The sequence below is a fragment of the Agrilactobacillus fermenti genome (assembly GCF_047943045.1).
GTDB lineage: Bacteria > Bacillota > Bacilli > Lactobacillales > Lactobacillaceae > Agrilactobacillus > Agrilactobacillus fermenti.
Map to the genome: position 1 here is coordinate 940239 of NZ_CP181347.1, position 22605 is coordinate 962843.

Sequence of the window (22605 nt, forward strand, 5' to 3'; positions counted from 1 at the left end):
GTAACAAACACGTTACAGAAGCGTTAATATTGAATGACGCGAACGTCTGTTTTGTTACTAAAAAGAAATAAAAAAATTCAAAATCCTGATAAAATAGGATTTTGAATTAAATGGCTTGTGCACAAATGTTTAAAGTTTTTCATGAAAGCGTCTTAAAAAATACTCGATATATCGTAATTTTTTTCAAAAAAGTTAGTTTTTGATCGATTGTGTTTCCAAAATTTGATAAATTCGAGCAACATCATCTTTTGTGCCGCGAAGTTCATAATCAGTGATGAAAGGGGCATGAAATTCTGCCGCATATTGCTTAGCAGTCAAGCAATATTGGTTATTAAAATTCTTGTTGCCGCTGCCAACGATGCCCAGACAGTGACTGGCATTGTCGCCGTATTCAATATATTCGCGCATGGCATTTGTCATGATCTCTTCTGTCCCATTGTCAATGCCGTTGCCACCTTCAAGATAAGTTGGCACAAAACAAAAAAAATCTTCATTTTCTTGAGTTTCTGGTGAAGCTTCACTGATCTCTTTTAAATGAATTTCGGGATGATTTTGGTCATGCTGATGCTGTGCCGTTGCGTAGTCTTGTAGGTTTTTAACAAACGCACGCGTATTGCCTGAAATAGATATGTAGAGAATGTTCATCATATAAAATCACACTTTCCTAGGGATAATAAAACTATAGCAGTTATTTTTATAGAAGTTAAGGGTTGTTAAGTTAGATGGCTTGAGGTGAAATACTTGCATCTCTGACCTTAGGCGCATACAATAATGTTAGAAAATAAATTGTATACAATTTATTTTAGTGGTATTTGTCACTTTAGTTTAAGAGGAGGGCGTCAAATGCAAATTAACATTAAAGCGGCTGCTCGAGCTTATTTAGCCGATAAAATTGATTCAGGAAGCTATGTCTTCTTGGCTACAGACGATGGTTCTAGTAAATTTTCCAAATTAGGCGGGTCGTGTGCGATTGGCAATAAGTTTCAGCTAGTTGTTGGAACACATGCCGATGACGACTATCAGACACCTGTTGAAAATAACACTGATTATCAATTATATATTTCTGATGGTGAAAAGCCATATTTAGGTAATGGGTTGAGTTTGGATTATAAAAATGCCGGTTTGGTATTGAAAGATGATGGTGGCTTGATTGATGGTGGGGTGACCGTTACAAAAGTTGATCAGGCAGCATTAAGTCAAAGCGACGCTCGGCGCAAAGAAATGAACGATCTTGGCGGTAAAATCTGCTAGATGCACAGACATGATTAAATCACATTAATAATTGTATATGAAAAGTAGCTGAAAACGAATGTATGTTTTCAGCTACTTTTCTTTTACTTTAATCGCATTTAAAAATGCTAAAGTAGTGCCCCTGCCAAGGAACTTTATTATAACATTTTAAATCTAATTTGTTTTGACCTGCTTGCGCGATTGCAGAAATGCTATACTAATTAAGTTAGTAATTTTTGAAAGAAGGATTCTATGGATGCCACACGCCGCACGTCTAAGCAAGGAAACAACAATCGAACTGGAGGCACCAAACACCGTGCATTATTATGGGTATTTACAATTATTTTGATGTTTACCTTTGCAGGTTTTGTGGGGACATACCTAGCACACAAAACGGTGCTAAATGAGTCGTTTACTCAGTCAGTCGTTAACCAGCCCAAAAATCAAAAAGCATTGGTGACTGAGTTACAGCAGCAGATCAATCAATCTGGGACTCAAAATGGCCTATCTCAGGAAATAACAGGTCATCTGATCGATCAACCCTCTGTTGTGCAGATTGCTGATAAAACGATCCATAATGTGTATCAAGGTCAAACTGATCCGGTCCCAACAACAACGATTCAGGCAATTATTCGTGAAAAAATCAAAACACTGATTCCGGACACCTTATTAAATGTTAATTTAGATTCGATTTTAAGTGAGCTCGATGGCACAATTAAAAATTATCTGGATCGAAATATACAACCCCAGGCAACAGCATTGAGCCAACGCTTGCAAACTATCAAAAAGGCGATTCAAATGGCAATGATCGTCACAGGTATGATTGCAATTGTTTGTCTAGTGATTATTTTGTTAAATGCCGCTAGTATAACCCTGGGTTTGCGGTACTTAGGCTATGGGCTTACTGGGGGCGCATTGATCAGTGGAGTGGGCACGTTCTTAGCACGTATGCGTTTGATCCCAACTGTGACAAACATAAGCCGCCAATTGCAAGGTATATTAGATAGTTGGATCGATAAGGCAGTTGGGCGAGTTTATATGCTCAGTGGTATTTTTATTGTTGGTGGTCTTATTTTGGTACTCATCACGAGTTTGATTTATCATCGTCAGGCTAGCAAAGCTAACTAGCTTAACTTTTCCATTGGGTGAAGGTATTGTCTTTTGGAACCCGGTTAAAATAAAATTTTCCGCAAACAAATAGAGGGGCGCCAGCAAAATATTATTTTTGTTGTCGTCCCTCTATTAAAATTGCACCGACTAACTTAAATGGTCCCAACCGAATTATAAAGTCATTCTTAAAATTTCTGGTTCAGCTACAAGGTATTGATCGACTTCATTGAGAAACTTCTGAAAGTGTGGTGTTTGGTTATGTGCCGCGACAGCTGCTTCATCTTGCCAATGCTCGATAATTTCATATTCATTGTCTGTGCCAAGTTTTTTGTAGTGCCCATAGCTCAAATTACCACTTTCTGCCCGCGATCCAGTGACGAGATCTGCGATAAAGGTTTCATAAGCCGATAATTGATCTGGTTTTACTTTCAATGCAACGTTGATAACTTTCATAGATACGCATCCTTTCCAAGCCAATTATCACATAAATAAAGCTGCTGGAAAAGTAGGTTTCAATTAGTTTTAATTTTGTTCCATACTTTCGGAGCGTTGGGCGGCGGCGACACGAACAAAATGAACCGTCAACCCTAAGGCTAAGCCGACCAAAGCAGGAACGACCCAATCCATGCCCATATTTGCAAACGGCAAGTATTGCTGCAAACGAGCAACCCCTTTACCAAAAGTACTTTGACTGACGACAGCCGGGAAAGCAACGACCATATCAGATAAAGCTGGAATTGCCGTGAATAAGACAACAAAGAAGTATACAACTGAATCACGATGAAATAATGGTGATGTCAAAGATAGTAAGATCAAAACCATCGCAAACGGATATAAGAACATGAGCATTGGTGTTGACCAAGCAATGATTTGATCAAGACCAAAGTTAGCAGTTAAGAATGAAGCGGCACACATAAGTCCCAACCAAGTTCGGTAGCTGACTTTAGAGAAATGTTTATGGAAGTCTTGGGCAAAAGCGGCTACTAGACCGATAGCTGTGGTCAAGCAAGTCACTGTTAGCAGAGTTGCTAGAACAGCGTGACCAAAGGCACCCATATAGTGGGTCACAATTTGATCGAATACGACTCCGCCATCAGCTGAGACTTTAAAATAGGCTAAAGAAGTTGCACCCATTACAATCAAACCAAGATAAATCAAACCGATCGTTCCGGTGGCAAAAACACCAGCTTTGGCAGTAACAAGGGAAACACGACTAGATTTATGGACACCAAGACCCTTTACCGCAGTAACCACGGTAACTCCAAAAGCTAATCCTGCCAAAGCATCCATTGTGTTGTAACCTTGTAAGAAGCCGTTAAAAAATGACGCATGTTGGTATGCAGTGGTTGAAACTTGCGCGGAAGCCGTGCCTAGTGGTTTAACAAAGCCTAAAAAGAAAACAAAAAATAATAGTAATAGAAACAGTGGATTTAAGACTTTACCTACACTTGCCATAATGCGGTTTTGCTTGTATGAGAATAAGTAAGCTGCACCAAAGAAAAGCGCTGAAAAGATCAGTAGACCGACATGGGTTAACTGATTTGGAAGCAATGGTTGTACCCCTACGGAAAAAGGAATCGTTGCCGTCCGTGGTGTCCCAAAAAGTGGGCCGATCGTTGCATGAATTAAGACCATGAAAGCTAATGCGAAAGCTGGCCCCAGAGGTTTGCCAATATCATAAACACCTTCAGAATGCGTGACACTAATTGCAAGTACAGATAACAATGGCAGTACCACTGCGGTGACTAAGAAACCTAGGGCAGCGGTCAGCCAATGACCGCCTGCTAGTTGTCCTAAATGTAGGGGAAAAATTAAATTGCCCGCACCGAAAAATAAACCAAATAATAATGAACTAACTACAAAATAGTCTTTGGCAGATAGCTGCCGTTCCTCTAAGCTTTTCATGTGAAAATCGCTCCTCATAGTATTGTCGTTGATGCTTGAAATAATTGCTGATAATCTGAATCTGATCTTCCATGAAACCATCTCCTTGACAATAAAAAAACGCCCTCTAATGAAATAAATTCTTTACTTCATTAAAGGACGATTAGAATAATCCAACGTGGTACCACCTTAATTTACAGCGATATGGATCTATCGCTGCCTCGATTCACGCACAGATAACACGATGCGCTAACACGATAATGGGTGTCCCCAAGATACTTACTGGCACTTCAGTATCTAGCTCAACAGGGATTTTCATCTTAAGCTTAAAGGCTTCCTTGCACCTAACGAAGCTCGCTGACAGGGCTTAAGACTACTCTTCTGTCTCACAGCATTTATTAATCAATTGTTAACAGTAGTATAATTTTATTCATATCCTATGTCAAGCCGTTTTTTAGATTTTCTCGGCGATATTGTAAAATAAAAGACAGCTATGGACAAGGAGGACGCCTATGAGTGAAACAGTGCAATTTGATAAACAGCATTGGCACTATTTGACAGATTTATCTCAAGATCGGGGTAAAACGCTGTTAGAGAAATATCAGCTGCCAAAGAAATTTTTAAAATACACGCGAGATGTTAAGGAACGTGCCAGACTAGAATATGATGCTGATTCGGGTTTTTGGCTGCTGATTTTTCGCATCATTCATCATGATAATAAGTTGGGTTATGGGACCGTTCCAATTGCGTTTATTTGTGATGATACAGATTTGTTTGCCATTCAGCTTCATGGTGGTCAAGATATGGCCCAGATAAAAGCTGCTGTTTTAAAATTAATCGAAGAAGAAACAACTAGCTCAACATTATCGGTTTTGTATCAATTGCTGACTTTATTGACGGAACAGTTTTTCGACGCAATTGATGCCATCAATGATCGGCGGACAAAATTGGAGAATCGTAAAGGCCGACCAACCAATAAAGCAATCAACCAACTCACCGAGTTAGGCAAGAGTTTGGTCTATTTAACAACTGCAACGAATAATAATTTGGTAGCGGTGCGGCAATTTAAGTTATCAGCTGAAGGTAAAGATCAATTGATCGAATTGAAGGATTTTGAACGCAGTCATTTAAAAGATGCGATTATTGAGTTGGAACAGGCTCAAGATATGGCTCAATTAGCGACAGATGTGATCGATCGTGTTTCTAATGCTTATAACAATATCTTAAATAATAATCTAAATGAAACGATGCGCTTTTTAACGGTTTGGTCAATTATTTTAGCAATTCCACCAATAATCTCAGGTTTCTATGGCATGAATGTTAAATTGCCGCTAGCTAAGCAGCCCTTTTCGTGGTTATTTACAATTATTTTGTCTTTGGCGGGCGTTGGCATCATGATTTGGCACCTTTATCGGCGACGTGACTTATAAATTATAAATAATCAAACTTTAATAATTGTTTATTATATTTTGATGTACTATAATTAGGCTGAGAGATAGGGGACATTGCAAAACAAACTTGTCATATGACGAGGAGGCTGATTGTCAATGCCACAACGAAGAAATCCACTTTATTATTTCTTAGTTATTTTTATATTGTTTTTTGGTAATTTTTTCTATTTGAACCATGCTGTTGTGCAAGCAGAAACAAGTACAGTTGAATTTTCGATTTTGCCAGCTGGATCATCTTCGGATGATGAGCAGTGGCACGAGGATGATGATGCAACCTCAACACAGAAAAATCCAACGCCGACTGGTACTGACACCTCACAGTCGGGTAAAGAAACAAATCAATCCGCAGATGATGCGAAACACAATAACAATTCTAGTAATAAACTGACACCAGGGTCTGGCAATACTGTTCCAACGCCAGGAACCGTCAATCCTAAAGATACCACAGCTACCGAAACCAAAGTACCTAATGATAATAATGGCGGAGGTACTTCTAGGGTGCAAAACGTTACGCCAAATCAGCCAATCACAGCAGGGCCAGGAGCGGGAACCTTTACCACTGCAGCACCTGCAACAACTACACCCACCCGGCAAACGCCGCCTAAAGAGGATAATGATAACGTTGGCCGCAACGGAACGTATTTACAATCGCTGATGGGTCGCTTACCACAAACAGGCGAAGTTCAAAATTATTTGTTAGTCGTGATTGGAATGGAAATATTGATTGTAGGGATACTGATCATACGTGCCTATTGGAAAAAAACAACAACTGATTCTTAGAATCAAACGCAAGCACCTAATGGTTGAATTAAATTAAAAAGGGCCCACAACTAAGGCATCTAAAACAAACACAAAGTTTTTTTAGATGCCTTAGTTGTGGGCCCTTTTTGGTACGACAAAAAACGGTTATTTTGTCATAAGCTTATGGTTTTAGTCTAGCTTCAAGAAGATACCGGCATCAAACATGGCATCAGTAAAGTCTTTAACATGATCTGTTCGGTTCCAATCCCGTTGTAATTCACAAGCTAATTGAGGAAATGAAATCAATTGTGCACCTGCTTGTTCTACCCGACGAAGCGCAGTTTCATGGGCAAGTGTTGAAGTACCGCCAACTGAATCAACGATAGGATAAACTTCGTATCCAGCTCGTAGGGCATCTAACGTTGGAAAGGTTAAGCAAGCTTCCGTCCATAAAGCGGTGATCAATAATTTCTTGCGCCCAGTAGCTTCAACAGCAGCAACGAAATCTTTGTCCTCCCAGGCATTGATCGATGTTCGATCGTAAGACTTTATATCGCCTAGAGCGGCTTTGAGTTGAGGAATGGTATCTTGATTACGGCCTGTTCTTACATTTACTGTAGATAGAATAATAGGTACATGATAAGCTTTGGCTAATTTAGCAACCTGGACTTCTTTTTGAACCAATGCCGCATGTGGCATTGACTCAATCGAATTAATTTGGGTTGGTTGGTAATCGATGATCAATAAGGCACTGTTTTCTGGTGTAATAAGGCTATCCGTTTGCGGATCACGTTGATCATAACTTGTCATATAAAAAGCCTCCCAATAAGTACGCTTAAAGCGCTATCTATTTGAACATAAGCAGTATAACATGTGTCTTTTAAAAGAGCATGAATTTTTACTTGATCAGAGCTTTAATGCGTTTTTCTTCGCCAAAGGCAACAACGAGCAATGTTAGGACACTCAAGATAACGGCAATATAAAAAATCAAAAAGGTATCATGCCAGCCATGAAGTACTTGACCGAAGATAGTTAAGCCATTTTTCTTAGGGTCGGCAATGGCCGCAAAACCAACTTGAGCCATTAAATCACCGAAAATATAGGCAAAGGTGCCGGTTAATCCATCCGAAACATTCAATGCGTTTTTTGGCACAAAACTAATGACCGAGACGCCAATCAATAATTGTGGTCCATAAATCAACATGCCCAAAAAGAATAATGAAGTATTAATAATCATTGGGGTGGTGCCATAGCGATAACCCAAAACAACAAAGGCAGTGAGAACCAAACAAATAATTGAAACCACCGAACGCCGGCCCTTTAATAGGTCGGAGAACCAGCCCCAGACCACACTGCCAACGATACCGCCAATTTGGAAAATAAAAAGGGTGTTGGCCCCTTGAGCGACCGTAAAATGAAGTTGCTGAACCGTGTACAATGGCGCCCAATTAACAATTCCGATACGCACGACATAGACGAATACATTAGCGATACATAATAACCAGATCCAAGGACTGCGAAGCACAAATGTTTTGAAAATCAACCATTTGCTCATGTTAGCTGCAGCTTGATCTGACTCTGGAATCGGTTCATTAAAAATTTTCTCGCTAGGATCCCAGCCAAGTTCTTGGGGATCATCAGCCCCAAAGAAGAGACCCCAGGCACCAACAAGGAGACCAATAATTGCCGGAAAAATAAACATGCCACCAACATGACCCCCGAAGAGCTTGTTCGCACCCCAAAGTGCAAAAATACCAGCCACGGCACCGCCCAATTCATGAGAAATATTCCAAATACCAATGTAGCGCCCACGAGAAGTAGTCGTTGTCCAGCGAGAGATGGTCGATAGTGAAGCCGAACCGCCGGGGGATTGGAAAAGCCCATTCAAGGACCAAAGGACGAGGATAAGACCCACTGGTGCTTGATCCATCAAAAATAAAACACCAATGATCAAAGTCATTAATGCACCTAATAGTAATAGGAATGACATAAATCTTTTGGTATTTTTACCATCTACAATATAGCCCAGAACCGTTTTTCCGATACCATAAGCTAATGAAAAACCATAACCGATCCAGCCTAAAGCAGTTGTTGAGATGCCATCTTGTTTGACCAATAAGGGCTGGGCAGCTGATAAATTATTGCGAATCAAATACATACAAAAATAAACTAAAAATACAACGGAAAAGGCTTTGATGAACTCTTTAAACCAGCGTTTTCGTTGCTCATCAAGGCTAATACCCAACTTCTTTGGCCGTACCAAGGCAAAAAAGTGCTGCATGATCATACCTCCTTTGTAACTGTTTACATAATTAGTATAACGCTAAATATGGTGGAGTGGAGAACTATGATTATTTTGATGGTTTTCTTTTAATGGTATTTATGTTATATTGAACACTTACTGAAGTAACCTATAAAAAAGTAAGTAAACAAACTCATGAAAGTGAGGAGATTTAATGATGACGATTGTGCTTGTATTAGCTGCCTTTACGATTATTTCATTAAGCGGCTCAAGTCTGGTGCGGCAAGAGGTTCCAGTAAAATCAAAACGTAAATAAAAATCAGAAATAAAAAGATCTATTGGCCAAAGCATTTTAATTGGGCTGATAGATCTTATTTTATTTGAAATTTTTAAGTTGGGCGGTCTCAGTTGATGTTACGACCAAATGAACCACAAATGCTTTTTTGTTTCGCACTACTTTTGAATGCCTTGATAAGTCTTTTGCAGGACTTGAGCTGATTCAGTTAATTTTTGACGATCGGCGTTGTTCAGATCTAACTCAATAATACGTTCCAAACCATTGGCACCAACAACTGCAGGTACGCCAATAGCGACATCTTTCAAGCCATACTCGCCCTCTAAATGAATTGATAAAGCAAAAGGTGTCCGGTCATCATTTAAAATAGCAGCCGTAATTCGCGTTAAGCTAGCGGCGATGCCATAGAACGTGGCACCTTTTTGATTAATGATACTATAAGCTGCATTTTTGACCTTTTGCCCAATGGCTTCTAGGGTGTCTGCCTGTTGTGGCTTTGGAACCCAAGCCTTAATTGGTTTGCCGCCAATCGTGGTAAAGTCCCAAACTGGGAATTCAGAATCACCGTGTTCACCCATGATATAGCCAACAACGCTGCGAGCATCGACGTTAAACCGCTGACCAATTTCAGACCGTAGCCGGGCACTATCTAACGCAGTACCAGAGCCAATAATTTGATTACGTGGCAAACCGGTTGCTTTATAAACAACTTCAGTCAGCACATCAACTGGATTACTTGCAATCAGAATAATACCGTTAAAATCGTTAGCCATGATTTGCGTGGCGATATCTTGGATGATAGCGGTATTCTTTTGAACTAGTTCTAAACGTGTTTGACCTGGTTTTTGCGGAATGCCGGCTGTAATCACAATGAGATCTGCATAGCGGCAATCCGTATAATTCGCGGCATAAATATTTTCTTGAGAAGTGTAAGGTAGGGCATCCATCAAATCTTCTACATCACCTTGGACACGTTTCATATTAATATCAATGATACCCAGACTTTTACCGACACCTGAAGTTAAGCAGTTGAAAGCAAAGCTTGAACCAATCGCACCATCGCCAATTAAAATAATATTTTTTGCGTTGATCATAGTTAATAGCCTCCTTATGGTTTAGACACCCTTATTGTAGGCTAAACTTTCTGAAAGCGCACACATAAATAAGTAAAAATAGTTGTTCAGTGCTGGATATTCTGCTAATATTTCGTCATTCAAATTAAGGTTGTGATTAAAATGAATTTAAATTTAGGTGCTTATGAGTATGTTCAACGTGTCTATAATGAAAACATGCCCTTAAAAGCCTATAAATTGCCTTTGCATTTACCTGATGGTCGCCAAACACCGATTCAAGATGGCCTCATCACATTGTCATTGGAAATTATGGCACAGCATGTTATAAAAATTACGATTGTTACGACTAATCCTCGGTCTAGCATATATATGCAAGTGTTTGAAGGCTTTGAATTTGGTTTTGACGCTGTTGCAACTTGGATCCAGAATTATGAAATTTCTATCAAAACCCATGGACTTTCACGCGGTGTGGTCAAAGGGATCTTAGCTGATTATAATACTGACGCTAACGATAGATTAACGGTTTCATTATCCCGGATCGCTGTGGCCTAAATTAACGCGGTATCATGCCATGATAAATCGTAGTGTAGCGTTTACATTTTCTTTGTCAACGCGTTATACTTAAACCAATTGGACGTTGCAATTGGTTTGTTTATCGAGGAGGTCTATTGATCCATGGCATATCAAACAGTTAATCCTTATACAAATGAAGTCGTTCAGAAATATAACAATAGTACGCCAGAAGAAATTGAGGCGGCTTTAGCACAAGCATATGACTTATATCAAAGTTGGCGTGATGATCCGGTTGCTTCAAGGACAAAATATTTGCACAAGCTCAGTCAGTATTTCACGACCCACGTGGATGAGTTAGCCCAAGTTTTAGTGACTGATATGGGTAAACTTTATTCAGAGGCACAAGGTGAAGTGGCAATTTGTGCCGATATTGCTGAGTATTATGCGCAGAATGCCGAACGCTTATTGGCACCAAAGTCCATCCCGACAATTGCTGGACAGGCCCAAGTTTTGAATCGACCTTATGGGGTTTTGATGGCTGTTGAACCTTGGAATTTTCCATATTATCAAATTATGCGTGTCTTTGCGCCTTATTTTGCCGCCGGAGATCCCATGGTTCTAAAACACGCTTCAAATACGCCGGGTGCAGCCTTAGCTTTTGAAAAAGCAGTTCAAGCAGTGGGCGCACCAGCCGGTTCGTTTAAGAATTTGTTCTTAAGCTACGATCAGGTATCCGAAGTGATTGCCGATGAACGGATTGCGGGTGTCTGCTTGACCGGTTCTGAACGCGGTGGCCGTTCCGTTGCTAAAGAAGCTGGTCAAAATCTTAAAAAGTCAACCATGGAACTTGGTGGTAATGATGTTTTCATGGTTTTAGATGATGCGAATTTAGCTGAAGCGGAAAAAATTGCTGCTTCTTCCAGACTTTATAATTGCGGGCAGGTATGTACTTCTTCTAAACGCTTTATTGTGACTGAGAAAAATTACGATCACTTCTTAGAGAATTTGAAGCAGCAGTTTGCCGCCGTAAAAATGGGCGACCCGATGGATCCAGAAACCACCTTAGCACCTATGTGTTCTAAAAAAAATAAAAATAAATTACAGGAACAAGTTGACGAGGCCATTGCTGCTGGCGCAACTGTTTACTATGGTAACGAGCCAGTTGATTTGCCTGGGCAATTTTTCCAGCCAACGATCTTAACAGATATCGATCGTGACAATCCAGCCTACTATGCGGAAATGTTTGGACCTGTGGCTCAAGTTTACAAAGTCAAAGATGAAGCAGAAGCCATTAAGCTAGCCAATGACTCTCATCTAGGACTGGGCGGCATCGTCTTTAGTGGCGATCCACAGCATGGGGCTGAAGTAGCTGCTAAAATCGAAACCGGCATGGTCTTTGTGAATACCTATTTAAGTACGTTACCAGAACTACCATTTGGTGGTGTCAAACAATCCGGTTACGGACGTGAGCTGGGAGATGATTGTATCTATCAGTTTGTCAACCAAGAGCTCGTTGTCAAAAATCCGCAAGCCGGTTTACCTGATAATCGTTTCGGTGGTTTGATTGCGCCTGGTTTGATCAAGGATTAAAGCATTGTTTTTGACGACGTCTAATTAGTTCAAAGGGGTCGTTAAGCGATAAAAAAGCATCACGGACAGTCCTCTGATAACTATCCGCGGTGCTTTTTCAATTGGCTGTTGTTAATTGCTGTAAATACTGATAACTATCTATCATTTCTTGACAATTCATTTGATCCTTCAGATTAATTTCAAAGATATTTGTGGCTTGGACATTCAAGTATGGCAATAGTGCGGCCCAATCAATTTTTCCTTGGCCTAATGGCAAGCTGTAATGGGTTTTACCCATCGAGTCAACTAAGTGATAGTGGACAATGTGGGGCGCTAAGCGTTGCAGACTTGTTTGTAGTCGTTGATTATTACCATGAAGGTAGATGAAACCATGACTGATATCGAAACACAAACGCAGATTGGCTTGGAAAATACGCTGGTCGATGGTTGAATCTCCAAAAGGAAAAACAGGAGAAATTGAATTTTCAAACATCACATGGTCGCCACCTAAGGATTGAAAATAAGCCAAGCGTTTAAAAACTAAGTTCCTTGCAGCTGTCACACTGGGATAAAATGTTTTAATGTAACTGATTGGCTCGTTGTAAGATCCATGAAGTAGGACTTGAACGTCGTGTTTGATAGCTAATTGAATCAGTTTTTCAGACCCGGACATGAGAAAGTTATATTCAGCGGTTGCCTTGGTGGCATCAGCAAACATTTCATTATGAATCTGCTGGTATTTCATAGGGTGGTGGATTACTATTTGATGAATCCCATGAGCCTTTACCAAATCGATCATATCCGCTAGATGAATGAGGCCATCACTGGTTAAGTCGTGGGTATCTGTATAGAATTCAAATACTTGAGGGTTGTATTGCAAGCGATTTTTAATTTGAGCCAAATCTGTACTGGCTTTTAAACCTAAATAGGGAAACATTATCTCACTTCCTTGGTTCTATCATACCAGTCATGAGTAAAAAAATAGTTACAAATATTTGTTTTTATGTTATATTAATTGCTGGTGCCAAACCTATAGATTTTAAAAAGACCGTTGTCATTGGATGACGGCAGAAAGTAGCCATGACAGATTAATTTCTGTGATGGCTATTTTTGTAGCTAAAATTTGAGACTGCGCTAAAAAACGAACAGCGACTGATTCGTGGCTAGGGGACAACGTTGCTTTTTGGAAACTATTTAAGCAGAAAAAATATGTTAACTACTTGTTGATTGAATGTATTTAATGCCTATGAAATACCTGAACTAGTTTGTTGGTTTAGAATTGACGATTTCTTTCAAACCATTATTTATAATCTCGTACTCTGACAGTTGTAAATTGAACTTTATTGTGTCGATCTTCTTACTATTTCTATCATATAAAAACATCTGAGATGTAAACTTAACGCCGTACATGCCTAACAAATTGACGATACAATCCAAAATTTGAACGTCTTCAAAGCTTAAGCCAGTGCTCTCTTCTGGAGCATGCTTCATGCTGATTACAAAACAGTCAGGAAAAAGTTCAGTTTGAACCCGTGATGACAATATCTTTCTAATAGTCAGCTGTTTTTTCAAAATATCGCCTACGTAATCTTTAATACCCATACTTTATTACCCCTTTGAATAAAAAATTTAGTTAGAAAGAAGTTTTTACTCTGAAAAAAGCGATTTTTACACTCATTTCCAGCTGAAGTTTTCAGTGTAAGTAATCAAAGTAATTAGACTTTAGTCGTCAGCTAGTACTGGATACTCAGCTCAGAATACAAACAATAGTGCCTCAGCTTAGTGCCTACTTATTTTTCAAAATATAACTCACTGCTTTAACTGTACGGATTTCAAGGCAAGTTTTTGACCACTTATAATTTAGTTTTGACCACTTGTTTGAAAAACGATTCATTCCGATAAAAAATAAGCTATTCTAAGAGTCAAGGAGTTGGTAAATATTGAAAACATTAGCCATGCATCATTTAAAGGGTAAGTATTATGATCAAAAAGTCACACATCAAGTTTGCTTACAATTTAAGCCTCGGCCCTTAGCCATTTTGTTAGGCCCCAATGGTACTGGTAAACCAGAAATCATTCGAATGTTGCTTTGAGATGAAATAGCGACATTCTACTTATTGGTATATTAATGATAACTTTATCGAAGCTAGCCAAAAAATTTGAATATGATGTGGGTGATTAGGTGCAAATCCAACTTGAATTAGATCCTGACTTAAATGATACAGAAATACAGATTATCATTAAAGCAAAAATATATTCGAAGACAATTGATGAATTGATTCAGTATCTCACGGCATTTCAGAGGCCAGCAGAAGTGATTGCTGTACCTGGAGACGACCAGATCAGTATGATCAAAGTCAAAAATATCATTGCTATTGAGATATTTAAAAATGAATTAGACATTCATACGGTTAACGGGACGCTTAAGACGCAAGAGCGATTATATCGGTTTTTAGCAAAGTTGCCGCAACAAAATTTTGTGCAGATATCTAAGAGTTCAGCTATCAATGTAACGCATCTGATTCGGCTGGAAGCAGGTTTTTCCGGTAACATGACCGCAATTTTAGATCAAGAATATCGACAAAATGTGAGTCGAAAATATTTGCACGATTTGAAACAAAAATTAGGTGTGTAGGTGAATAAAAATGAATTTAATAATACGTAGAAATTTAAGCTATTTTATGACTGGCATTGGTTTTGGTGCAACGGTTTATTTATTGATGTTGATTTTTAATGTACAGCCGAACCACCCGAGTATTAGAAATGGCTTGAGTGTATTGCTTTTAAGTGGCTTGATTGGCTTGATTAGTCAAGTATTTATAAGTGAATGGTCAGTTGGCTTGCAATTAGTCAGCCATTTTATTGGGACACTGCTAATTGTGTTGGGTATGATGGGCCTCAATCACTGGCTTAGCATTATCGCGCTCAAGCGATTTTTGGGATTATTTGTTTTAGTCTATCTACTAGTATGGGGGGGTGTCTATTTACAGTTGAGGATAGATATCCACCAAATTAACGAGAAATTGATAGAAAACCATCAACATAAATCTAATAATAATTGATTATGACATTTGAGTATCATGCCGACTGTGCCGAATTTCAGGTGCACCAAACCAAAGAATCAATAGATTAATGAACAGCAAACAAGCCGCGGAAATAAAGACTGTATTATAGTCGAAGGCACCAGCGATAAAGCCGCCTAATAAAGAACCAAACATGCTCCCCAGTGCCTGAAAAGACTGATTCCAACTAAATAGGTAAGAGGTCATATTGACCGGACTGTTTTTGGTGATCAATGTTTGAATCTCAGGGAAGAGTGCACCATCTGAAACACCGATCATCAGACGAAAGAAGCCTAAAGCAAAAATATTGAGGATCAAACCTTGGGGGAAATACATTAGAGTAGCGAAAATATAGCCAAACAAAAGCACTTTTCCTGACCCGTGTTTGTCACCGTAGCGGCCTAAACGCGGGGCGGCAATAATATTGGAAATACCTGGCAATGCGGCAATAATGCCGGCAACGATCGTAATCGGTCCAGTATGGTGCATCAATTCTTTAACATAAAGACTAATGATTGGTGCGATCGAGATATTGCCCAATTGTACGATCAAAGTTGAAATCAATAAAAGGATGATCAGACGGGAATTTGGCAGGGCACGCAGCGAGTACTTTGGGGCTTGACCATTGGTACCAGCAGTGATGGGCTGAAAATTTTCTTTGACTAAAAATAAACTCATTAAAAAAGTCACAAATAATAAACCACCTGTGATGAAAAAGGTCACGCGAATAGAAAAAACTTGAGCTAGTGCGCCACCAATCACTGGGCCCAATAACATACCCGAGGTTGAACCTGTAGTCAGTGTGCTTAAAGCAGAGCCGCTTTTTTCTAAGGGTGTCTGCGAAGCAATCAGTGCCTGGGCATTAGGAATATAGCCGGCAAAGATTCCTTGAATACCACGCATTAGGACCAAAAGCCAAACATTATTGACGAGTCCCATCAAACTTAGGGTGATTGCCATCCCCAAAGAGGCTCGCAGCAACATGATTTTGCGGCCCTTGCGATCGGCAAGCTTACCCCATAGTGGCGAAACAATCGCAACAACCAGGAAATCCGCACCGTAGACCAAGCCACTATAAATGGTTACCTGAGCTTTGCTAAAGTCGCCCATCGAACTAACATAAAGTGAAAGAAACGGCATGATTTCACTAAAAGCGACGCCGGCCACAAAAGTACAGAACCAAAGCACCATTAAATTACGATGCCAAGGACCCTGTTTTCTTGCTTCATTATCCAAAACAAAGACGCCTCATTTCTAAAAAGAATTCATAACTAACTATGATAGCACGAATTACATTTTAGACAACGGACGTCTAAGAGAGTGAGACAAAAGGTGCTCAGCGCCTAAGCACTAACGAGAATTACAATAAATGGTGGGCTTTCCATTTGAGTCATTCGTCGTTAGGTGAGGGCGCTGCCTTTTGGAACACGTTTAAGATACAATCGTTCGTGAAATAATTGCCAGCCACTTGAACATAAATAATATATTAATTACAGTGACCAGTCAGCCTTGAATTGATCGACAAATTGATGCATTAAATTAACGCGTTCTTGCGCTAATTTTTGCGCATAAACAGTGTTCATTTGTTCAGGTAATTGAAATAACTTTTCATAAAAGTGATTGATTACAGTCCCAGTCTGCCGATATTCAGCTTTATTTTTGAGTTGACGGGGTTTGATGTCTGGGTTATAAAGCGGTTCATTACGCTTGCCGCCATAATAAAATGCGCGAGCAATGCCAATAGCGCCTAATGCATCTAACCGATCGGCATCTTGTACGACTTTACCGATTGGACTCAAGTGATAATGCTGTTGCAGATTTTTAGAGAAGGAGAGGTGCGTGATAATATCAAAAATTTCATTGATCTGAGGCGGACTGAAATGTAATTTTTGTAACTGCTGCTGTAGTTTTTGTTGTGCTTTCAATGGGTCAGTTACGACTTTATCATCAATCAAATCATGGACATAGGCGGTTGTTTGTAAAAGTTCTGGGTCTAATTGCACGAAATCATGCTGCTGAATTTGTACTGCCATTTTGGCAACACGTTGGGCATGGGCAAAGTCGTGGTCAGGGGTTGCTTGCTGTAATTGTTGTTGGGTATACTGTTGGATTTGCATCAATCGGGTTGCGTTAGCCATTGATCAACCAATACCAAGGCTGCTGGCTGCCAGAATGCTCAAAGAGTTTCGGTGAAAAGTCACCCAAAGCAAAACCAATCAAGCCAATAATAAGCCCAGCAATAATTAAAATTAAGGCGATCCGCCAATAGTAATGCTTGATCCAAATGAGCCAATTTGTCATGCTGTACCTCCTTTAAATTTGCGATAAAGCCACTTTGTGAAGACGACAGAAGTTAAGCTAAATCGTTTAGCCGTGTGCCACGTCAATGCTAATAGTAGAATGCCAATACCTGTAATAATTAGACTAAAGCCACTTTGCGTCATACCAAAAGCAAGACTGGCTTTGAAGATAGCAACAATGGAAACAAGTGTGGCCAGGCTGCCGACTAGGGTAAAACTAACGCCAATAACGCCAGCAATGAAAGGCAGCAACCAGATCAAGATGTAAGCCACTAATAATAAAATCAAGAGCGTTGCTAAAATGGCTGCCCATAATGGGGCACCTAATATAATGATAGTTAACAGTAAAATAAACATGGGCTTAGATAACTTAGGCCGCATTGCTGGGTGGTCTTCAGCAACGATTTTAGCGGCAATGATTTTAGGATCATCTAAGTGGGCAATGACTTGTTCAGGACTAATAGCCTTATCATCCGCCTCATCACTGATCAATTCAGCATAGTCACTGACATAGTCAGTATAATTAATGACGTTTTGTTTTTTGAGTGCTTTTTTAAGTGCTCGAAGAAAATCAGTCTGATTCATGGTTCGTTGTCACTTCCTTGATAAAATTATAAACATGTTCGACTGCTTGCCATTGCTTGAGAAAGTCTGTCAAATCAGTTTCACCAATTGCCGTAATGTGGTAATACTTCCGTAAACGGTTATTATAGATCTCACTGTAACTGGTGATTTTTTCTTGACGTTCCAAGCGTTTTAAAATTGGATAAAGGGTTGATTCAGAAATATCAATAATGGTGTCTAAGTTTTTGATGATTTCATAACCATATGAATCACCCGTTTTAAGCGCTGCTAGAATGCTATATTCCAGCAGACCTTTTTTTAATTGTGGGTTCATATAAGCCTCCTTACGCATAATACTATATAACACATAGTATATAAACGCAACTTTTCCATCAAAAAACTTGACAGCTTAATGCGATTAAATTATGATTAGTAAAAATTATAAAACTTCAAATAATTTATGTATTGCGGAGTAGAGTAAACCAAGTTTTGATTGCTCAGAGAGGGCTGTTTTGCTGTGAAGGCCTAATTAGAATTGGTTGAAAATGAGCTTCAAATTACAGGATTTCAGTGCAAGCTGAAACCACGTTTGACAGCGTTATATGTCCGAGCATATGATTGTGCTTTGAGGTGTCTTTTAGACACGAATTTGGGTGGTACCACGGTGTAAATTTCGTCCCTTACGTTTTCTCATGAAAATGTAAGGGACTTTTTTTGAAGTTTTAGAAAATAAGGAGTGAAACAAATGAAAACCAACAAAATAATCATTGGTATTTTAGCTATTATAACTGGTATTAGTAGTTTTGCTGTTTGGCAAAACAATCAAGTTCAATTGGCTCGAGCAGCCGCGACCAAAACAATTGGGGTCGCCCCAGGGCCTTATGGTGAAATGGCTCAAGATGTGATCGGGCCGTTGTTGAAAAAGAAAGGCTACATTGTAAAGACTAAAGAATTTAATGACTATGTCCAACCCAATAAAGCTTTGAACTCGGGTAATATTGATGCCAATTTATTTCAACATACAGCCTATTTAAAGACTTTTTCTAAAGCAAACCATCTTCATTTAACAGCCATTGGTAAAACCCCAACGTTAGGGATGGGCATTTATTCTAGTAAAATCAAGTCTTTAAAATCACTTAAAAGTGGCGATACGGTAGCTCTAGCAAATGATCCTTCCAATTTAGCACGTTCATTACAATTACTGCAGGCTAATCATTTGATCACGTTGAAAGCAAATATTGATGTGGCTAAGGCTAGCATTAGTGATGTGGCAAAAAATCCAAAAAACTTGAAGTTTAAAACATTAGATGCCGCACAGTTACCAACGGCTAGAAATACAGTCACAATTTCGCTGATTCCGGGGAACTATTCTTGGAATGCCAAGCTCAAGCCAAGCAGTGCTTTAGCTTTAGAGAAACTATCTGAAGATTATAAAGAAGTTTTTGTTGTACGCACAAAAGATAAAAATAGTAAATTTGCCAAGGCTGTTCAAAGTGTCCTGAATAGTCAAGCCTTCAAGAAAGCTATTCAGAAATCAGATTTTAAAGATTTTGAAAAGCCAAATAATTGGAAGTAGGGATCAAAATGAGCCAAATCGAAATCAAAAATGTCTCAGTAACTTTTCAAAATAAAAAACAACGCATTACTGCTGTTTCCCAAGTTTCCATCGCGATCCAAAAGGGTGAGATATTTGGTATCGTTGGTTTATCAGGTGCAGGGAAGTCAACTTTGGTACGCACGATCAATGGCTTGCAGCGTCCAACTACAGGTGAGGTAATCGTAGATGGTATCAACATTACTAGGGCCAATAAATCGACTTTAACTCGAGCTCGTCAAAAAATCGGTATTATTTTCCAGAATTTCAATCTGGTCCAGAACCGAACCCTGGGCGAAAATATCGCCTTTGCGCTAAATGCAGGTGGCTATCCTAAGCGACAACAAAATAAAAAGATTACTGAGTTGTTAGATTTAGTTGGTCTGGCCGATCGTAAAGACAATTATCCAGGACAACTCTCTGGGGGTCAAAAACAGCGTGTAGGGATTGCTCGGGCTTTGGCTAATGATCCTGATATTCTTTTGTGTGATGAAGCCACTAGCGCGCTGGATTTAGAGACAGCAGAAGAGATCGTTGCGATTTTGAAAGACATTAATACACGGCTGCATATCACAATCGTATTTATCACTCATCAATTAGAAGTTGCACGTAGTTTATTTCAACGAGTCGCGGTAATGGAAAATGGTCATATTGTGGAGCAGGCAACAGCGTATGATCTATTTGCGAATCCCCGATCTGCCATGGGGCGACGCTTAGTGGGGCGGTTCTTAGCGACAGCGTTACCTTCGGAAATTAGACAGCGTTTGGCTAGTGTACCCGGGCAATTATTGGCGTTAAGATATCGCGGTGAAGATTCATTAGATCCAATTATTACTAAAATTGCCGGAGAAATCGGTGTTAATGTGAACATCATTCAAGGTCGAATCGAATACGTTCAAGCTAAAGCAATTGGGGTGTTGACTGTTTTTGTAACTGGACAAGCGGCACAATTATTAGCTGCAATAAAAGCGTTTAAGCAGCAAGTTGATCAGGTGGAGGTGGTGCCCTTATGAGTGAAACGCTGCAAATTTTACAACAAAACTTAGGTCAAGCCTTATGGGAAACAGCCGAAATGGTCATAATTTCTGGTGTGATCGGTGTTATTTTTGGAACACTATTAGGCATTTTACTATATTATTATGCGAATCCTTTATTCTCGCCACATCCTTTAGTAAATGCTACCGTGGGGTTTGTGATCAATGCGATTCGCTCACTGCCGTTTTTAATTTTAATGGTCGTGCTAATTCCCTTAGCAAAATTGTTAGCCGGCGATCCCTACACACCCATGGGAGGTACAGTTTCGCTATCAGTGGCAGCAATTCCATTTTATGCGCGTTTAGCAGAAGGGGCCTTTGCGGACGTTGATCCAGGTGTTGTGGAAGCGGCAACGGCAACAGGCGCTAAATTCAGTTTGATTTTCCGCCAAGTTCTTTTTCCAGAAGCTCTGCCAGCCTTGATTCGTGGTATCGTTCTGACTGTGATCAGTTTGTTGGGCTATTCGGCAATGGTTGGCACGATTGGTGCTGGCGGCATCGGGAATTTAGCCATTCAATTTGGCTATAATCGTTACGAAACCGGTGTCTTAATATTTGTGATTATTATTTTGGTGATTATTGTGCAGCTCATTCAATGGGTCGGCGATCAGCTAGCAGAACATTACACAAAAGTTTAGTAATTTCTTAGTAACTTAAAGAACAAACATTAGGAGATGGCAGTTTGAATTTTTCTGAATCAGATATTTTACAACACTTACCGAAACAATTCTTTGCTAATTTGGTCAAAAAGGTTAATGCCAAGATTGCCTCTGGTGTTGATGTGATCAATTTAGGCCAAGGCAATCCTGATCAACCAACGCCTAAATTCATTGTGGACGCTTTAAAAAAAGCAAGTGAAGATCCCGCTAATCATAAGTATTCCTTATTCCGTGGATTACCTGCTTTTAAACAAGCAGCGGCAGATTTTTACCAACGAGAATATGGCGTGACTTTAGATCCTGAAAAAGAAATTGCCGTATTGGGTGGTTCCAAAACCGGGCTGGTTGAGTTACCGTTGGCTCTAATGAATCCAGGAGAGACGCTGTTATTACCTGATCCCGGTTATCCTGATTACCTGTCTAGTGTGGCTTTGGCACAAATTAAGCTAGAACTTTTCAAGTTGCGGGCCGAAAATAATTTTCTGCCTAACTATCAAGAAATCCCGGTGGATGTGGCCCAAGCCGCTAAATTTCTTTATCTAAATTATCCTAACAATCCGACCGGCGCCGTAGCAACGCGTGCTTTTTTCGAAGATACGGTGGCTTTTGCCAAGGCAAATCAAATTGGGATCGTGCATGATTTCGCTTATGGCGCCATTGGTTTTGATGGTAAAAGGCCGGTGAGTTTCTTGCAGACCCCAGGGGCTAAAGATGTTGGCATTGAGATGTATACTTTATCTAAATCATATAATATGGCTGGCTGGCGGCTCGCTTTCGCGGCGGGAAATGCCGATATCATTGAAGCTATCAACTTGATTCAAGACCATTTATTTGTCAGCGTCTTTCCAGCCGTGCAGCAAGCCGGGATTGCAGCTTTACAAAGTGACCAAAGTACCGTACGTACTTTAGTTGCACTTTACGAAAAACGACGCAATCAATTCTGGGCAGCGGCCCGTAAAATTGGTTGGGAGCCATATCCTTCTGGTGGTTCATTTTATGCTTGGATGCCAGTGCCAGCGGGCTATACTAGTGAAAGTTTTGCCGACTTGCTATTGAATGAAGCCGGTGTTGCCGTGGCTCCTGGAAATGGGTTCGGCGCAGGTGGCGCAGGCTATGTTCGTGTTGGTTTATTGATTGATGAGCCCCGATTTACAGAAGCTTGTCAGCGCATCGACAAGTTACATGTATTTGATAAAAATCATGTGCGGGTCTGATGAGCGTGAGACCAAGGTACCTGATGACTATAAGAAAAGCCCATCCACAAAATTATTAATGTTTTGTAGA

At 39.8% G+C, this 22605-nt stretch carries 26 protein-coding genes and 2 other annotated features; of the genes, 13 read left to right on the forward strand and 13 right to left on the reverse strand.

Annotated elements, in window-relative coordinates; translation table 11 throughout:
• Positions 1-192: 192 nt before the first annotated feature.
• Positions 193-645 carry a class Ib ribonucleoside-diphosphate reductase assembly flavoprotein NrdI gene (gene nrdI, locus ACNAN0_RS04580; RefSeq protein ID WP_416354171.1) on the reverse strand — a complete coding sequence of 151 codons (453 nt, stop codon included), beginning with the start codon at positions 643-645 and terminating at the stop codon, positions 193-195.
• A gap of 198 nt (positions 646-843) precedes the next feature.
• On the opposite strand from nrdI, the gene ACNAN0_RS04585 reads away from it, so the two are divergent.
• Positions 844-1251, forward strand: coding sequence for an iron-sulfur cluster biosynthesis family protein (locus tag ACNAN0_RS04585; RefSeq protein ID WP_230913947.1), 408 nt, complete (start codon positions 844-846; stop codon positions 1249-1251).
• Positions 1252-1482: 231 nt separating this feature from the next.
• Positions 1483-2358, forward strand: a complete 876-nt coding sequence (locus tag ACNAN0_RS04590) for a hypothetical protein (RefSeq protein WP_416353992.1) — start codon at positions 1483-1485, stop codon at positions 2356-2358.
• A 153-nt stretch (positions 2359-2511) separates the two neighbouring features.
• Here ACNAN0_RS04590 and ACNAN0_RS04595 read toward each other — a convergent pair whose 3' ends face one another.
• Both ACNAN0_RS04595 and brnQ read right to left on the reverse strand, forming a co-directional pair.
• Positions 2512-2793 carry a putative quinol monooxygenase gene (locus ACNAN0_RS04595; protein ID WP_416353993.1) on the reverse strand — a complete coding sequence of 94 codons (282 nt, stop codon included), beginning with the start codon at positions 2791-2793 and terminating at the stop codon, positions 2512-2514.
• A 69-nt stretch (positions 2794-2862) separates the two neighbouring features.
• The gene (gene brnQ / locus ACNAN0_RS04600) at positions 2863-4245 is read right to left on the reverse strand and encodes a branched-chain amino acid transport system II carrier protein (protein WP_416353994.1); all 1383 of its coding nucleotides are present in this window, start codon (positions 4243-4245) and stop codon (positions 2863-2865) included.
• Positions 4246-4376: 131 nt separating this feature from the next.
• Positions 4377-4623, reverse strand: a binding site (T-box leader).
• A 113-nt stretch (positions 4624-4736) separates the two neighbouring features.
• Between brnQ and ACNAN0_RS04605 the strand changes: the two genes are divergently transcribed.
• Positions 4737-5654, forward strand: coding sequence for a magnesium transporter CorA family protein (locus tag ACNAN0_RS04605; protein ID WP_416353995.1), 918 nt, complete (start codon positions 4737-4739; stop codon positions 5652-5654).
• 117 nt (positions 5655-5771) lie between these two features.
• Positions 5772-6455, forward strand: coding sequence for an LPXTG cell wall anchor domain-containing protein (locus ACNAN0_RS04610; protein WP_416353996.1), 684 nt, complete (start codon positions 5772-5774; stop codon positions 6453-6455).
• A 150-nt stretch (positions 6456-6605) separates the two neighbouring features.
• Here the strand turns inward: ACNAN0_RS04610 and ACNAN0_RS04615 are convergent, their stop codons facing one another.
• From ACNAN0_RS04615 to ACNAN0_RS04625, 3 genes are all read right to left on the reverse strand, one after another.
• On the reverse strand, positions 6606-7226 hold the full coding sequence (locus ACNAN0_RS04615) for an isochorismatase family protein (RefSeq protein ID WP_230913941.1): 621 nt from the start codon (positions 7224-7226) through the stop codon (positions 6606-6608).
• A gap of 88 nt (positions 7227-7314) precedes the next feature.
• Complete coding sequence (gene uhpT, locus ACNAN0_RS04620; protein ID WP_230913940.1) at positions 7315-8697, reverse strand: hexose-6-phosphate:phosphate antiporter; 1383 nt, start codon at positions 8695-8697, stop codon at positions 7315-7317.
• A 414-nt stretch (positions 8698-9111) separates the two neighbouring features.
• A complete protein-coding gene (locus ACNAN0_RS04625; protein ID WP_416353997.1) occupies positions 9112-10047 on the reverse strand; it encodes an L-lactate dehydrogenase in 936 nt (311 codons plus the stop codon).
• A 141-nt stretch (positions 10048-10188) separates the two neighbouring features.
• Between ACNAN0_RS04625 and ACNAN0_RS04630 the strand changes: the two genes are divergently transcribed.
• Complete coding sequence (locus tag ACNAN0_RS04630; RefSeq protein ID WP_416353998.1) at positions 10189-10578, forward strand: hypothetical protein; 390 nt, start codon at positions 10189-10191, stop codon at positions 10576-10578.
• 123 nt (positions 10579-10701) lie between these two features.
• Positions 10702-12129, forward strand: coding sequence for an NAD-dependent succinate-semialdehyde dehydrogenase (locus tag ACNAN0_RS04635; protein ID WP_416353999.1), 1428 nt, complete (start codon positions 10702-10704; stop codon positions 12127-12129).
• Positions 12130-12226: 97 nt separating this feature from the next.
• Here the strand turns inward: ACNAN0_RS04635 and ACNAN0_RS04640 are convergent, their stop codons facing one another.
• Positions 12227-13045, reverse strand: a complete 819-nt coding sequence (locus ACNAN0_RS04640) for a TIM barrel protein (protein ID WP_416354000.1) — start codon at positions 13043-13045, stop codon at positions 12227-12229.
• Positions 13046-13368: 323 nt separating this feature from the next.
• A complete protein-coding gene (locus ACNAN0_RS04645; RefSeq protein WP_230913935.1) occupies positions 13369-13710 on the reverse strand; it encodes a hypothetical protein in 342 nt (113 codons plus the stop codon).
• Positions 13711-14048: 338 nt separating this feature from the next.
• On the opposite strand from ACNAN0_RS04645, the gene ACNAN0_RS04650 reads away from it, so the two are divergent.
• From ACNAN0_RS04650 to ACNAN0_RS04660, 3 genes are all read left to right on the forward strand, one after another.
• Positions 14049-14201, forward strand: a complete 153-nt coding sequence (locus tag ACNAN0_RS04650; protein ID WP_230913934.1) for a hypothetical protein — start codon at positions 14049-14051, stop codon at positions 14199-14201.
• Positions 14202-14290: 89 nt separating this feature from the next.
• Positions 14291-14743 (forward strand): LytTR family DNA-binding domain-containing protein, encoded by a 453-nt coding sequence (locus ACNAN0_RS04655; protein WP_416354001.1) that lies wholly within the window; start codon positions 14291-14293, stop codon positions 14741-14743.
• A 10-nt stretch (positions 14744-14753) separates the two neighbouring features.
• Positions 14754-15170, forward strand: a complete 417-nt coding sequence (locus ACNAN0_RS04660; protein WP_269073913.1) for a DUF3021 domain-containing protein — start codon at positions 14754-14756, stop codon at positions 15168-15170.
• Here ACNAN0_RS04660 and ACNAN0_RS04665 read toward each other — a convergent pair whose 3' ends face one another.
• The 5 genes from ACNAN0_RS04665 to ACNAN0_RS04685 form a co-directional block, all read right to left on the reverse strand.
• Positions 15171-16406, reverse strand: coding sequence for an MFS transporter (locus tag ACNAN0_RS04665; protein WP_416354002.1), 1236 nt, complete (start codon positions 16404-16406; stop codon positions 15171-15173).
• Between the two features lie 254 nt (positions 16407-16660).
• On the reverse strand, positions 16661-17308 hold the full coding sequence (locus ACNAN0_RS04670; RefSeq protein ID WP_230913930.1) for an HD domain-containing protein: 648 nt from the start codon (positions 17306-17308) through the stop codon (positions 16661-16663).
• Positions 17301-17471, reverse strand: coding sequence for a hypothetical protein (locus tag ACNAN0_RS04675; protein WP_230913929.1), 171 nt, complete (start codon positions 17469-17471; stop codon positions 17301-17303). The genes ACNAN0_RS04670 and ACNAN0_RS04675 overlap by 8 nt, the downstream gene beginning before the upstream one ends.
• Positions 17468-18055, reverse strand: a complete 588-nt coding sequence (locus ACNAN0_RS04680; protein WP_416354003.1) for a DUF1700 domain-containing protein — start codon at positions 18053-18055, stop codon at positions 17468-17470. Before ACNAN0_RS04680 ends, ACNAN0_RS04675 begins: the two co-directional genes overlap by 4 nt.
• Complete coding sequence (locus ACNAN0_RS04685) at positions 18042-18368, reverse strand: PadR family transcriptional regulator (protein ID WP_230913927.1); 327 nt, start codon at positions 18366-18368, stop codon at positions 18042-18044. Before ACNAN0_RS04685 ends, ACNAN0_RS04680 begins: the two co-directional genes overlap by 14 nt.
• Before the next feature lie 122 nt (positions 18369-18490).
• Positions 18491-18718 (forward strand) — a binding site (T-box leader).
• A gap of 52 nt (positions 18719-18770) precedes the next feature.
• On the opposite strand from ACNAN0_RS04685, the gene ACNAN0_RS04690 reads away from it, so the two are divergent.
• Genes ACNAN0_RS04690 through ACNAN0_RS04705 form a run of 4 tightly spaced genes read left to right on the forward strand, consistent with a single transcriptional unit; the run spans position 18771 to position 22535 of the window.
• Positions 18771-19610, forward strand: coding sequence for a MetQ/NlpA family ABC transporter substrate-binding protein (locus tag ACNAN0_RS04690; protein ID WP_416354004.1), 840 nt, complete (start codon positions 18771-18773; stop codon positions 19608-19610).
• An 8-nt stretch (positions 19611-19618) separates the two neighbouring features.
• Positions 19619-20641 carry a methionine ABC transporter ATP-binding protein gene (locus tag ACNAN0_RS04695; RefSeq protein ID WP_416354005.1) on the forward strand — a complete coding sequence of 341 codons (1023 nt, stop codon included), beginning with the start codon at positions 19619-19621 and terminating at the stop codon, positions 20639-20641.
• Positions 20638-21300 carry a methionine ABC transporter permease gene (locus ACNAN0_RS04700; protein ID WP_230913924.1) on the forward strand — a complete coding sequence of 221 codons (663 nt, stop codon included), beginning with the start codon at positions 20638-20640 and terminating at the stop codon, positions 21298-21300. The genes ACNAN0_RS04695 and ACNAN0_RS04700 overlap by 4 nt, the downstream gene beginning before the upstream one ends.
• Positions 21301-21344: 44 nt before the next feature.
• Positions 21345-22535 (forward strand): pyridoxal phosphate-dependent aminotransferase, encoded by a 1191-nt coding sequence (locus ACNAN0_RS04705; RefSeq protein ID WP_230913923.1) that lies wholly within the window; start codon positions 21345-21347, stop codon positions 22533-22535.
• Positions 22536-22605: the final 70 nt, after the last annotated feature.

What these genes read in the sequence shown, in the direction of transcription:
- nrdI (WP_416354171.1), bottom strand. Translation starts at nt 645, where the DNA reads ATGAACATTCTCTACATATCTATTTCAGGCAATACGCGTGCGTTTGTT.
- ACNAN0_RS04595 (WP_416353993.1), bottom strand. Translation starts at nt 2,793, where the DNA reads ATGAAAGTTATCAACGTTGCATTGAAAGTAAAACCAGATCAATTATCG.
- ACNAN0_RS04630 (WP_416353998.1), top strand. Translation starts at nt 10,189, where the DNA reads ATGAATTTAAATTTAGGTGCTTATGAGTATGTTCAACGTGTCTATAAT.
- ACNAN0_RS04700 (WP_230913924.1), top strand. Translation starts at nt 20,638, where the DNA reads ATGAGTGAAACGCTGCAAATTTTACAACAAAACTTAGGTCAAGCCTTA.
- ACNAN0_RS04685 (WP_230913927.1), bottom strand. Translation starts at nt 18,368, where the DNA reads ATGAACCCACAATTAAAAAAAGGTCTGCTGGAATATAGCATTCTAGCA.
- ACNAN0_RS04615 (WP_230913941.1), bottom strand. Translation starts at nt 7,226, where the DNA reads ATGACAAGTTATGATCAACGTGATCCGCAAACGGATAGCCTTATTACA.
- ACNAN0_RS04695 (WP_416354005.1), top strand. Translation starts at nt 19,619, where the DNA reads ATGAGCCAAATCGAAATCAAAAATGTCTCAGTAACTTTTCAAAATAAA.
- ACNAN0_RS04645 (WP_230913935.1), bottom strand. Translation starts at nt 13,710, where the DNA reads ATGGGTATTAAAGATTACGTAGGCGATATTTTGAAAAAACAGCTGACT.
- uhpT (WP_230913940.1), bottom strand. Translation starts at nt 8,697, where the DNA reads ATGCAGCACTTTTTTGCCTTGGTACGGCCAAAGAAGTTGGGTATTAGC.
- ACNAN0_RS04675 (WP_230913929.1), bottom strand. Translation starts at nt 17,471, where the DNA reads ATGACAAATTGGCTCATTTGGATCAAGCATTACTATTGGCGGATCGCC.
- brnQ (WP_416353994.1), bottom strand. Translation starts at nt 4,245, where the DNA reads ATGAAAAGCTTAGAGGAACGGCAGCTATCTGCCAAAGACTATTTTGTA.
- ACNAN0_RS04635 (WP_416353999.1), top strand. Translation starts at nt 10,702, where the DNA reads ATGGCATATCAAACAGTTAATCCTTATACAAATGAAGTCGTTCAGAAA.
- ACNAN0_RS04605 (WP_416353995.1), top strand. Translation starts at nt 4,737, where the DNA reads ATGAGTGAAACAGTGCAATTTGATAAACAGCATTGGCACTATTTGACA.
- ACNAN0_RS04585 (WP_230913947.1), top strand. Translation starts at nt 844, where the DNA reads ATGCAAATTAACATTAAAGCGGCTGCTCGAGCTTATTTAGCCGATAAA.
- ACNAN0_RS04625 (WP_416353997.1), bottom strand. Translation starts at nt 10,047, where the DNA reads ATGATCAACGCAAAAAATATTATTTTAATTGGCGATGGTGCGATTGGT.
- ACNAN0_RS04670 (WP_230913930.1), bottom strand. Translation starts at nt 17,308, where the DNA reads ATGGCTAACGCAACCCGATTGATGCAAATCCAACAGTATACCCAACAA.
- ACNAN0_RS04680 (WP_416354003.1), bottom strand. Translation starts at nt 18,055, where the DNA reads ATGAATCAGACTGATTTTCTTCGAGCACTTAAAAAAGCACTCAAAAAA.
- ACNAN0_RS04590 (WP_416353992.1), top strand. Translation starts at nt 1,483, where the DNA reads ATGGATGCCACACGCCGCACGTCTAAGCAAGGAAACAACAATCGAACT.
- ACNAN0_RS04640 (WP_416354000.1), bottom strand. Translation starts at nt 13,045, where the DNA reads ATGTTTCCCTATTTAGGTTTAAAAGCCAGTACAGATTTGGCTCAAATT.
- ACNAN0_RS04660 (WP_269073913.1), top strand. Translation starts at nt 14,754, where the DNA reads ATGAATTTAATAATACGTAGAAATTTAAGCTATTTTATGACTGGCATT.
- ACNAN0_RS04610 (WP_416353996.1), top strand. Translation starts at nt 5,772, where the DNA reads ATGCCACAACGAAGAAATCCACTTTATTATTTCTTAGTTATTTTTATA.